This window comes from Calidifontibacillus erzurumensis (genome assembly GCF_013303125.1).
GTDB classification, from domain to species: domain Bacteria; phylum Bacillota; class Bacilli; order Bacillales; family Bacillaceae_J; genus Calidifontibacillus; species Calidifontibacillus erzurumensis.
The window spans coordinates 1-12,244 of sequence record NZ_JABTTE010000011.1 but is presented as its reverse complement, the minus strand read 5'-3'; the positions used below and the strand labels follow the sequence as shown (position 1 = coordinate 12,244).

The 12,244-nt window shown below is 40.4% G+C and carries 8 protein-coding genes and 2 pseudogenes; 2 read left to right on the top strand and 8 right to left on the bottom strand.

Translation table 11 applies throughout. The features are described 5' to 3' along the window. Window positions 1-2,191 precede the first annotated feature (2,191 nt). Window positions 2,192-3,333 (bottom strand): IS3 family transposase gene (locus tag HR057_RS09265; protein WP_173731146.1). Its coding sequence is split into 2 segments (ribosomal slippage): window positions 2,192-3,093 and window positions 3,093-3,333, totalling 1,143 coding nucleotides; the frame shifts between segments, so codons are not numbered across the junction. 641 nt (window positions 3,334-3,974) lie between these two features. Here HR057_RS09265 and HR057_RS09260 point away from each other — a divergent pair. Continuing rightward, window positions 3,975-5,118, top strand: a protein-coding gene (locus tag HR057_RS09260; RefSeq protein WP_445347035.1) for an IS3 family transposase whose coding sequence is annotated in 2 segments (ribosomal slippage) — window positions 3,975-4,246 and window positions 4,245-5,118 — 1,146 coding nt in all. Because the reading frame shifts where the segments join, the coding sequence is not laid out codon by codon here. Window positions 5,119-5,412: 294 nt separating this feature from the next. Here the strand turns inward: HR057_RS09260 and HR057_RS09255 are convergent. The 3 genes from HR057_RS09255 to HR057_RS09245 form a co-directional block, all read right to left on the bottom strand. Continuing rightward, complete coding sequence (locus tag HR057_RS09255; RefSeq protein WP_173731144.1) at window positions 5,413-6,621, bottom strand: hypothetical protein; 1,209 nt, start codon at window positions 6,619-6,621, stop codon at window positions 5,413-5,415. A gap of 74 nt (window positions 6,622-6,695) precedes the next feature. Then, on the bottom strand, window positions 6,696-7,439 hold the full coding sequence (locus HR057_RS09250) for a YiiX/YebB-like N1pC/P60 family cysteine hydrolase (RefSeq protein WP_173731143.1): 744 nt from the start codon (window positions 7,437-7,439) through the stop codon (window positions 6,696-6,698). 164 nt (window positions 7,440-7,603) lie between these two features. Beyond that, window positions 7,604-8,745 (bottom strand): IS3 family transposase gene (locus HR057_RS09245; protein WP_173731142.1). Its coding sequence is split into 2 segments (ribosomal slippage): window positions 7,604-8,505 and window positions 8,505-8,745, totalling 1,143 coding nucleotides; the frame shifts between segments, so codons are not numbered across the junction. A gap of 139 nt (window positions 8,746-8,884) precedes the next feature. Here HR057_RS09245 and HR057_RS09240 point away from each other — a divergent pair. After that, complete coding sequence (locus HR057_RS09240) at window positions 8,885-9,394, top strand: hypothetical protein (RefSeq protein ID WP_173731141.1); 510 nt, start codon at window positions 8,885-8,887, stop codon at window positions 9,392-9,394. Between the two features lie 144 nt (window positions 9,395-9,538). Here the strand turns inward: HR057_RS09240 and HR057_RS09235 are convergent, their stop codons facing one another. From HR057_RS09235 to HR057_RS17040, 4 genes and pseudogenes are all read right to left on the bottom strand, one after another. Then, window positions 9,539-10,417: an IS3 family transposase gene (locus HR057_RS09235; protein ID WP_329955862.1), complete on the bottom strand. Its 879-nt coding sequence runs from the start codon at window positions 10,415-10,417 to the stop codon at window positions 9,539-9,541. Window positions 10,418-10,455: 38 nt separating this feature from the next. After that, window positions 10,456-10,743, bottom strand: a pseudogene (locus HR057_RS09230) (transposase); the annotation flags it as partial. 32 nt (window positions 10,744-10,775) lie between these two features. Then, window positions 10,776-11,822, bottom strand: coding sequence for an IS630-like element ISBs2 family transposase (locus tag HR057_RS09225; protein WP_173731140.1), 1,047 nt, complete (start codon window positions 11,820-11,822; stop codon window positions 10,776-10,778). Window positions 11,823-12,037: 215 nt separating this feature from the next. Then, a pseudogene (locus HR057_RS17040) lies at window positions 12,038-12,244 on the bottom strand (IS21 family transposase); the annotation flags it as partial.

Here is a 12,244-nt window from a genome sequence, read left to right as displayed (position 1 = left end):
TGCTTACCCACCTCCGAACATGTCTTTTATTATTCAAGAATGATTGCAATAAACAAAGAAACCCAATCGGATATCAGATACCCTTTTGTATCACTGGCAGAACGGCAAATGCACTCGTGTAAAGACAGAAGATAAAAACAGTCTTCAGGTGTTTAGGGATGTCCCACATGAAGATGAGGGCATCTCAAAGATTATTGAAGCAATTTCGGTAGATCAGTGGGCATGAATCGATGTCTATGTAGAGGCGGAGATACCATTGTTCCAGGAGAAAAAAGTTGAGGAACAGATGAATGAGCTGTGGCATAAGGGATTACACCAGCTTCAAAAATATGCTTCGGAATAAAGTTCATTGGGCAAATGAAAAGGGCATTCCATCTTCGGATGCCCTCTTGATATTCAATTACTGATCTTCTTTGATGTACTCAGTAATCTGATGCCGAAATCCCTCAATTCTGGCTTTTTCCGATTTCGGATGACCAAGAAAACGAGTTTTTTCTCTGCACATCCAACACGAACAATGGATTTTACCTTTTGCTAATCGACCATATTCATTGTTCTTTACATTCCAACAAAAATGCTTGGTGATATTACGATTACGATGGATAATTCGCTTGCGATGATGCCGATAAAAAGCTCGATTTCGGTGGCTTCAATTTCCATCACGCTCCCTGGTAGTAGAGCTTAGCCTGTAAAAGCCTCCAGGGAAATGATTGGGCTATTACAGGCTAAGCCTCAAAGGAGCGGAGTGTCGGTTCTGGATCATATGTCCACACTCCTAAAACGTGATACTGTCAGTTTACTGGTTCAATACCAAGAATGCAATCCAAAGTGGAAACGTAATGAGCGGAACTAACGAAACCCAAGCCAGCCACATCAGCCGTCGTTTGCTATAGACGGAATAAGCGATCAGGATATGAAAAACGTATAGAAGTAAGGCTCCTTCAAAGCGAGGCGTTGCGTTCAAATACCAGGCCAGAGGATAATACAAGATTGCACTTACGATCATGTAACGCCAATTTCGAGAAATTATTGCGATCAACGCAGAAAGTAATGAAAGGATAGTCGAACCCCAGAAGATAACACTTATCATCACTGATCGCCTCCTCTTTTCGTACAAATCCTTAACCTTTCCCCTGTTTTGTATTTGCTCCACAAATGTTCTGAAGGATTTGCTGAAAGGTTATGCACAATGTTTGAAAAATGCAGTGGGTTTAATGGATAGAAAATCGTAGGATTGATAAAAAGTTATGCAGATGTTCATAAGTATTATGGAAAATGTACTACTTATGTATGAAAGAGTTGCACAAATAATCAGCAGTAGAAACCATTGTGTAGCCCTAATAAACTTAAACCCTCTTATATCCACAATATCAACAGAAAGGATTGTGAATAACATCTGGATAATCCAAACTTATCCCCAACGCCCGATCACCCCATCCCCTGCTTTTCCGTTGTCTGGCGGGCAAAAAATTCAGAAAATTATATTTAGGTGATTATACACAAGCATACTGTGGCATGCTATAATCCATATTAACAAATACAAACATTTGTTCTGTCAGAGGTGATATCTATGCGAAGAAAGCGGAGAAAGCTCATAACAAAATACGAACCCCAAATAAGGGCATCGGATCCAAGCAAAACAATGGAGACGATGCCCTTTAAATTTTCAATAAAAATACTACCTAAACTCTATTAACTGAACTTGGATTGGTAGGTGATTAACGTGGAGATCAGATTCACCAGGCATGCATTGGTAAGGTGCAAGGAGCAAGGTTTCACACCGATGTGGGTGCAAAGACAGTTAAGAAAGATGCCGAAGTTCAAAGGAAAACTCAAATGGCGATTAGAGGATGGGAATCAATTGGTTTTTGAGAGTACGGGACAACATATCTTGTTGATCACAATTATCGGAATTAAGAAGAATATGCGAGGCAAAAAGGAGAGGAATAGCAGAGTCCAACGCCTGGATACAGCGTTCAGAGCGAGAAGGAAGTAAGGAAATTTTTGTGGGAAAAAGGCAAAGCAAGAGCCGCACATTTCGAGGAATAGGTGAAAGCGGATGTTTGAAGTGAAACAGTACCCTGACTTAAGTTGGAGTCTTAGTCGCCATAAAACGTTATTAAACTGTCCTATCCAATATTATTATACGTTGGACCTGAGTCAATATTTTGGACAGAAAAAAGTTAACTCGTTAAGCTGACATGCGTATTAGGTCTTCCACTTCTTGAGGTGTTCGATAACCTATTTGACCATGAATACGTTTGCGATTGTACCAGCCCTCGATATATTGGAATAGGGCAAGCTTTGCAGATTCGTAGTCAAGATACTTCACTTGGTGCACTTCTTCCTTCTTCAAGATGGCATGGAATGACTCCATGCAGGCATTATCATATGGACATCCCTTACGGCTAAACGACTGCTTTATTTCATAAGCTTTCAATGCATTTTCAAATGCTTCACTTGTGTACTGTGTCCCTAGATCCGTATGTAGTATGAGGCCAGGTTCGGGATTTTGCGTTGTTACTGCATTATGCAGAGCTTGAAGCACAAGGTCTGTTGTCATGGAACGAGAGAAAGAGTATCCGACAATTTTTTTAGAATGCAGGTCTAAGACAGACGCCAAGTAACACCAGCCATCCCTAAGCGTATGAATATAGGTGATGTCAGCCACCCATTTTTCATTAATGGTGGTAGTTGTAAAATCTTGCTCTAGGTGATTCGTGCGTTCTATGACCGTTCCTTGACTCTTTTGCGGACGGAACTTCTTCACGGTGATGGATCGAATTCCTGCCTTCCTCATCAGCCGTTGAACACGTTTAAGGCTCACGGCGTATCCCTCCTTAAGGGGGGATTGATGAATCTTTGGAGCCCCATAGCGTGCTTTGCTCTCCTTGTGAATTCGATGGATCTCTTCCGTGAGTTGCCTATTCTCACGATCACGATTCGATTCCATATGCTCCAAGGATTGGTAGTAAGTACTTCTAGGAACGTCAAGTACCTCACACATCACTTGAATGGGATAGTTCTCTTTTTGTTCATGAATCAAATCGATGAGCTCGTTGTCCGTTACTTTTTGGCGAATATGGCCATAGCCTTTTTTAAGATTTCGATCTCCTGTTTCATGCGAAGATTTTCTTTCTGAATCGCAGCGATGTCTTTAGGGGTTAGGCTCCCCGTTTCCTCACTGATTGGGGTCAAAGCCTTAATCCATTTGTATATTGTCACTTCAGATACGCCATATTCGCTGCTTAACGCACTCACCGAACTACCCGTGTGATAGAGTTCAACGATTGTCTTCTTAAAATCGTCGTTATATTTCTTTTTTTGTTTCATATCGGACACTTCCTCTCGTATCTTTTATGATAGAGAGTTAACTAAAAGCTGTCCATAAAACTATACTAGCACCAGCTTACAGAAGTTCCGGATAATTTTTGGACGCTCCAGATAACTTCTAAATCTGTAACTTCACGAATAACTTCTTATTATTACGATGCAAATAGCTAACGTGGCTGCGTTCTAGTTAAAAATTTTATTGAGAAGTTGTTCGTCGTACTGATCAAGTATCTAAGCACCTGAGTATATGCCTTTGACATACACTTGATAGATCTGTACGTTTTTTAGGCAATTTTTCCAAAACAATGAACTAAACATTTTTTGTTCTTATCGTTTGTATTCGTTCGCAGTGGTTCATCTTCTCGTAGTTTTTTAATTTTATTGAAAAAACTTTTATAAAATATATTTACATTAAAATTATTCTGTGATATGATAAAGTCAGGATAACTGTAAAAAAATACCAAAACATAAAACTGGAGGTCCTGAAAATGAATCAAACAAAAAACAACACCTTAAAAATTCTGCTCACTCCTCCACCCAAACGAAATCATCAACGAACGCTCGATAACCTGGCCAGGCTGCTCTATAATGCTCCCATAGGCTGAGACACGGGAGCGTGATAAATAAGTTATAATGAAATCATGGAAAAACGGAATCGATACACCCCAGAGTTTAAGACAAAAGTCGTCCTTGAGGTTCTTCAGGAAGAGCAAACGGTCAATGAAATTGCCGCTAAATATGAACTCAATCCCGTGATGATCAGCCGATGGAAAGCTGAATTTCTTGCCCGAGCCTCCATGGTATTCGAGAAGGGAACGAGTGAATCGGACAAACTGAGAAAGGAATATGAGAGCAAACAAGAGCATCTGGAAAAGCTGGTCGGTCAACTCACGGTAGAGATCGACTGGCTCAAAAAAAAATCTGGCCTTAAATAAATCGGCGAAAGAACGCCAGACCATGATAGAGCACGATCATCCCACGATCACGATCAAACGACAGGCCTGGTTGTTAGGAGTGAATCGGACAAGTGCTTACCGCAAACCAAAGGAATCCACGGAGAGCGCTGAAAACATTCAAATCATGCACGAAATCGATGCGATCTACACAGACAAGCCTTTTTTCGGGTACAGACGAATCACCGCAACACTACGGGCGAAGGGTTTCAAGGTCAATCGTAAGCGTGTGCGACGCCTGATGCGACTCATGGGGATTCATGGCATCCATCCCCAGCCCAATTTGAGTAAGCGCCTGCACGCCAAGTATGTTCGCCCTTACTTGTTACGGGGACTCGACATCCAATGTCCCAATCATGTGTGGGGAGTGGATATCACGTACATTCGCATGGGGAAGGGATTCATGTACCTGTTTGCCATCATTGACTGGTTCAGTCGCAAGGTGATTGACTACGAGTTATCCAGCACGCTTGAGAAAGGGTTCGTCCTCACGTGCTTAAAACGGGCGTTTAGCCGAAGGAAGCCAGCCATCATGAACAGTGACCAGGGTAGCCATTTCACGAATGCTGATTACCTCGAGCTGCTCGCGGAACATCAAATTCAGGTATCGATGGATGGAAAAGGACGTGCGACAGACAATAGTCGTACCGAGCGTTTCTTTCGCGCTCTAAAGTATGAATGTATTTATCTGAATGAATTTGAAAATCCACGGGAATTACGGAAAGGACTTGCACGGTACGTCACGTTTTACAATACGGACCGTCCCCATCAATCATTGAATTATGCAACACCAGGCAAGGTTTATTCCCAGCATGGAAACACCGCAGCATAGGCAGCTTTACATGGAGGGCGGGCATGATAGGCTGAGGAGCCTCGCGATGCTGCTCTTCTAGCCATCGCCTCATCGCGGGGAAGTCATGCCCGCAGAGGCTCCATGTCAAGCCGCCGTCGGGAATAGCACCAGCATTTATAAAGACAGGAGGACTTAACTTATTTTTTCACTCAAAGTGTCTTGACAATGGGAGGCATTACACTCGAACAACAAAAAATGAAGGTTCTAACATAAAAAATGACCAACGAGTGGTCATTTTTTATTGCCGTGTGGAATTTCATCAAAGCCTCACGTTCACTGAAATACCAAAAAACTAATCATTTCTTTATCTGATTTGTATGACAAGGGAATAACAGCTTCTTCCCTTCCTGTCTTCAAGTTATACTTATGAATCTCTCTGTCTCGATCTGCAGGTTTATTTTTCACAAAATCATACAGAACATAGACCGAATCGCCAATCAAATACGTTCCGCACATCGATCCCCGTTGCTCTTTTACTTTTTGCATAAATGATGTTGTTTTTTCGAGCGTCAATCCCTCGTGAAGCTGAAACTTTTGATCAAGTACATTCACTTGATTTCCAGATGAAATCAGGTAGAGTTGGTCATCATAAACAGTTGAAGAATATAAATTAAACCCCTCTGTCGAAAGCTTGATTTCCTTTTCTAAAACACCATTAGCGGGATTAATCACTTGGATAATCGGCTTTCCTTCAATATCAGGCCGGTTTCCATCTAATAGGACGAGAATACGGTTCTGAAACACTTGTAAAGAAGAACCATTGAAACGCCCCGTTGGATAATAAACGCCATCACTATTTGAGGTTTTGTGGTTATCGATTGGAAAATCATGGATTAGTTGGTTCTTCATGAGGTCCACTACATAGATTCCGACTTTTTCAATGGATTCATCAATATATAAAACATACGCCTTGTCATCCATTTCAACGGCAGATTGAAAATAACCTGGCAGTATAATATGGTTATTCAGATGGGTCTTGTCATTCCAATAGACTAATTCGTTTGAGTATCGATCTGGTGAATATTTAGGATGTAATCCCATGTTCATAGAATAAAACATGTAATCATTTGAGCGTCGTATAAAAGAAGTGCCAATGGCTCGATCCTTATCATAAATAGCCGGTCCATAGAAGGAAATAATCTCCCCTGTTTTTGTTAACTTAAAATGGTGGTTTTGTCGTTCTGATGCAATATAATAATCGCCACCATTCTCTTCCGTATGATACAAAGCCCGGCCGCCATCCAATGCTTTCTTGTCCAGGATCTTACCACTAGAGTTGTATGTAACGATTTCCGCTCCCTGCCTCATTGCATCCGAATAGATGACAGCAAAAGAGGCATTTTGAAGATTTATTTGTCCCGACTGTTTGGATTCGGACACTTTGTTCGCCGAAGTGTACGTAGTAAGATAGTAGGCAATTGCGCTGCAAATACCTAGACAGATGATAATCAAGGTAATGACAATTATTTTTCTTGTAAACAAGGTTTCCCCTCCTAAAAAACGATCAACCAGCAGAGAAACGGTAGTCTCTGCTGGGTTCTCTTTATATATATGGGTTAGTTAGAATAATAAATAATTGTATTTTTGGACTTTGCTATTTCCATTGGGGTAACGATTGGGTCAATCGTAATATAATCAACATCAATTCCCTGTGATTTCCATGCCTTCCATACGAGTTGTGAACAATAAAACGAATCTTCTGTCCATGGGTTCACAAAATTCCAGTTATAATCCTTACCAATCTGATTCGCTGCATAGGTTGCTGCTCCTTTATATTTGGTAGTAGTTGCCCCTTTTACATACATGGCATATACATTTTCTCTGCTGCCCCAATCATTTGTATGATATTGTACTCCATCTTCTGGAAAAGATTCTACCGTTTTTCCTGACGTATTTGAAACAATTCCGGCATGACCTGGATATCCGAAATCAATTCCCCAGGAACTCGCGTTATACGCAACCAAGATGTCTCCATACGTTCCTAAGACGGAGGAGTCTGCAGCAATTTGCATCTCTTCATTTGATTTCTTACCAAATTTAAGCTCGGATTGTTTCGAAATAGACTTTTTGTCATTTTTAATCTTTTCAGCCATTCCGTTTTCGTTAATGAATTTTAACTCTTCCTCATTATGTTTCTTCATCATTTGGATATCTGAATCAGACATTCCTGCTGATTTCATCTTTTGATAAATATCATTAGCATTGTCAGAAGCAAATACTTGGTGAGAAACTGCTGGTACTAACAAAGAAAAAGAAATAACTGATAGAAATACCGTCTTTTTAAGCTTACTTTTTAACATAAAACTACCTCCTAAAACATAACTCTAATTACTTATATTAGCAAATTTATTAAAAACTCTACGATTCGTAAATATTATTTTGTAAAAAAATGGTCAACCAAAAATGAAAGTTAGCATAAAAAATGGACCTGAGTCAATATTTTGGACAGAAAAAAGTTAACTCGTTAAGCTGACATGCGTATTAGGTCTTCCACTTCTTGAGGTGTTCGATAACCTATTTGACCATGAATACGTTTGCGATTGTACCAGCCCTCGATATATTGGAATAGGGCAAGCTTTGCAGATTCGTAGTCAAGATACTTCACTTGGTGCACTTCTTCCTTCTTCAAGATGGCATGGAATGACTCCATGCAGGCATTATCATATGGACATCCCTTACGGCTAAACGACTGCTTTATTTCATAAGCTTTCAATGCATTTTCAAATGCTTCACTTGTGTACTGTGTCCCTAGATCCGTATGTAGTATGAGGCCAGGTTCGGGATTTTGCGTTGTTACTGCATTATGCAGAGCTTGAAGCACAAGGTCTGTTGTCATGGAACGAGAGAAAGAGTATCCGACAATTTTTTTAGAATGCAGGTCTAAGACAGACGCCAAGTAACACCAGCCATCCCTAAGCGTATGAATATAGGTGATGTCAGCCACCCATTTTTCATTAATGGTGGTAGTTGTAAAATCTTGCTCTAGGTGATTCGTGCGTTCTATGACCGTTCCTTGACTCTTTTGCGGACGGAACTTCTTCACGGTGATGGATCGAATTCCTGCCTTCCTCATCAGCCGTTGAACACGTTTAAGGCTCACGGCGTATCCCTCCTTAAGGAGGGATTGATGAATCTTTGGAGCCCCATAGCGTGCTTTGCTCTCCTTGTGAATTCGATGGATCTCTTCCGTGAGTTGCCTATTCTCACGATCACGATTCGATTCCATATGCTCCAAGGATTGGTAGTAAGTACTTCTAGGAACGTCAAGTACCTCACACATCACTTGAATGGGATAGTTCTCTTTTTGTTCATGAATCAAATCGATGAGCTCGTTGTCCGTTACTTTTTGGCGAATATGGCCATAGCCTTTTTTAAGATTTCGATCTCCTGTTTCATGCGAAGATTTTCTTTCTGAATCGCAGCGATGTCTTTAGGGGTTAGGCTCCCCGTTTCCTCACTGATTGGGGTCAAAGCCTTAATCCATTTGTATATTGTCACTTCAGATACGCCATATTCGCTGCTTAACGCACTCACCGAACTACCCGTGTGATAGAGTTCAACGATTGTCTTCTTAAAATCGTCGTTATATTTCTTTTTTTGTTTCATATCGGACACTTCCTCTCGTATCTTTTATGATAGAGAGTTAACTAAAAGCTGTCCATAAAACTATACTAGCACCACGTACTATTCGTCACACAATGGATGGTTAAGAGGAGCCAATGATTTTGCTAAGAACTCTTATCGATTGAAGAAAATCGTATCCACTGACATTTTACTCGGCAACTCGATTCATGGTCACATTCATGATGTAATCGGACGAGTTCAAACAGGAGAACCACTCCCCACAGAAAACGAGCTTGTTGAGAGGATTCGGACAGATTTAAATTCTGCATACATTGATTCTACACAAAGAAGACAACAGTGGTATGAACAGCCGAGCAAGTATTCAATGCTCCATGAAATATATTACGATGGTCAATTATCCAAAGAGAAAATTCACGACATTCAAGAACGAACGAGCTTGTGTGTGAATCATTTTCTAAGCAGTCAGACCTTTGAGGAAATTATTCATAACCCTGATTTGAAAATCGTTGATTCAGAACGGTTTCGTGTCATGGAAGTAGACGGTGTAAATATATTCGCTGTCTTGGATCTTGTTTATCAACGGATTAACCCCCGAATTTTGGACAATTACACACTTAATCTCTCGTTTTCTCAGTTTTTCATTTTTTGTTTTCTGCCGTTATTTCGATAAAGGCTGCGTTTACTTGACATGGAGCCTCTGCGGGCATGATTCTCTTGCCGAGAAGCCAGGTGTCACAACATCGGCATCGCCAACCCAGGCTATCATGCCCGCCACTCCAAGTCAAGTTGGTGCTTCGAACCTATACAGCACTTCCTAAACCCGAACTTCTTTGATCCTGATCGGTAGTGATTGCTGTTTTTTATAAAATTCCTGTGGAGATAAATCTAGAATACTAGAATGCATGCGTCTTTCGTTGTAATATACCATGAATTCCACTACAGCTTGGTAGGCTTCTGCATACGTCCCAAATTGCATTCTGGATAGACAGTCATCCTCAAAAATTCGATGAAAAGATTCAATATGAGCATTCATATTTGGCATTTTTGGTGGAATTCTTTCATGTTCCAATTTTGAATTTTCACAAAACTCCTGAAAGGTATGGGAAATAAACTGTGGTCCATTGTCCGTCCGAATCACAGGTTTTTCCATTCCGTTAAATTGTTGCCTTTTTAATAATGCCTGTTTGACGGCCTGTACAGCGTTTGTACCCGTACAGCTTAAACCAATATGATAACCTACAATGTTTCGGTCGTACACATCGATGATGGATAAGACAAAGAAAAAGCGGTCTTCTCCTTCGATATATCCGTATTTAATATCCATCTCCCAAAGTTGATTGGAGCCTGTAATCATACGGTTTCGTGCTAATTTCCTAGGGTGTGAAAATTTTTTCTGTCGCTGTGGACGCAAGATGCCTAACTCTTTACATAATCGATACACTTTTTTCTTGTTGATGATGAGTTTATATTTTCGACGAAGAACTTTGGTTAATTTGCGGTAACCATAGTTAAATCCGTCGCCTTCAATTTCTTCCATTAAAAATTCTTTAATCTGTTCATCAGATACTTTTTTACCGTCCTCTTTTGTGGAATAACCTGGTGCTGGACGTCCCTCACTTCCTTTTTTCTCTTCCACACGGTAATTTTTTTGATAATAGTACGTGGAACGAGGAATACCAATAATTTTTAGCACCTTTGATATAGAATAGCCCAGTTGAATCCATTTCTCGGCTACTTCAAGTTTTTCAGCAAGTGAGGGTTTTTCTTTTTTATTAAATCTCTTAAAATGGCGATTTCAAGATCTTTTTCACCTAATAATGTTTTAAGTTTTTCATTTTCTTTCGCTAATTCCTTTGTATCCAGATCTGGTAGACCGGCAACATCCAAATTGCCATATTTACCGTCTTTATATTCACGAATCCAACGTCCGACCATATTTGGATTTAATTCATATCGCCGAGCTACTAGGGTAATTTTACCTGTTTCTTGTGCTTCCTTGATGACTTGCAGTTTAAAATCTTTGGAATATCTATATAAGTTGAATTAAAGATTTACAACTGAACACACAAACGATCGATCGTTTGTTCTGGTTTCTGGTTGATTCGCTGAATAAAGGCTTGGACATTCTTTCTAATTTCTTGCACACTCGAATAGAACACGTTGTAAATCACGTCTGATTTCAGCCATTTCCATAGCCCTTCAATCAAGTTCAATTGCGGACTGTATGGTGGCAAAAAGACGAGCTCTAACCGATCTTCGTGTTCTTTTAAAAATGGCTGAATGAGTTTGGCATGGTGAATTCGAGCGTTATCTAAAATCATCACTATTTTGCCTGTGGGATAGCGTTCTAACACAAGTTGAAGAAATCGAAGAAATGTTTCCGCGTCATAGCGTTCTTCTTCGATGCAAAACACTTCCCCTGTTTCGTAGTTCAACGTGCCAATCAGCTTCAGCCCTTGATGTTTTCCAAACGTCGGAATGATTCGTTGTTTTCCTTTGACAAACCATGTTTTTTGAATCGCTTGGTAATCACGAATCATCGACTCATCTTGAAAGAGGACATGGGCGATGTTCCCATCTACCAGTTTTTTTTTTACTTCAGGGAAGGTGATTTCGACGAATTCTTTTTGTTTCTCTTCATCGGCATTGGCTAGTGTATAGGTCGGTTTCGTATAGCTTAGCCCTAACCGATGCAGAATGTCACTTGTTCCGCGAAGCGTGTATGTTGGCCCCCACTTTTGTTGAATGAGTTCAGCGATTATCGCAAGCGTCCAATTATATTTTGCTTCGAATCCCACATCTACGGGGAGCTGATGTTCAATGATCAAAGCCAGCTCTTTTTCCTGCTCAGGGGTCAATCGACGTGGGGCGCTAGGTGAGTATTTCATCTCCAGTCCATCAAGACCGCGCTGGGCGTAGGCATGAATATAGTTATAAATAGTTTTCTTGGATCGACCAATAATCGTTGCGATTTCTCCTTTGGTATATCCCTGCAAATGAAGATAAATCGCTTGGTAGCGTTCATATGCTCGTTTACTTTTTGCTTCTTTCATGGCAGTGGACAACTTTTCGATCTCGTCTTTGTGATTTGGCATCATATTTTCTCTCCGTTCCCCTATTTTCTCTTTGTATTTATTCGCCGTGGAACGGGAGAAAACCTTTATTTCAATTTATATAGTTCTTGCCATGATGTTAGCCTCCTTGGTATATAAGCAGTATATTAAAAATCACGCTTATTGTCCAAGTTCATTATGGGGCTAATAAGCGGCTACGTGGGCAAGATGAAGTAACTTGCATACTTCTTTTAATTCAATCATCCAGATACCCTCCCTTCGTAAGAAGGGCAAAGCTGGTTATAATTTTCTAAATTGGTCTCATGATTTATTAATATTTTAGGTGTATGATCTTCCTCCATTTTTTCTGGGTACATGGCTGTTTTGGCGTTTAATAAGCAGCCAAGTTCATGGGGAGTTCTTTCGAATCTACTCTCATCTGATAAGACCTCATCGATATCGTTCAA

Bases quoted from the DNA above. Each gene is read 5' to 3' on its own strand.
- HR057_RS09250 (WP_173731143.1), bottom strand. From the start codon at position 7,439: ATGTTAAAAAGTAAGCTTAAAAAGACGGTATTTCTATCAGTTATTTCT.
- HR057_RS09225 (WP_173731140.1), bottom strand. From the start codon at position 11,822: ATGATGCCAAATCACAAAGACGAGATCGAAAAGTTGTCCACTGCCATG.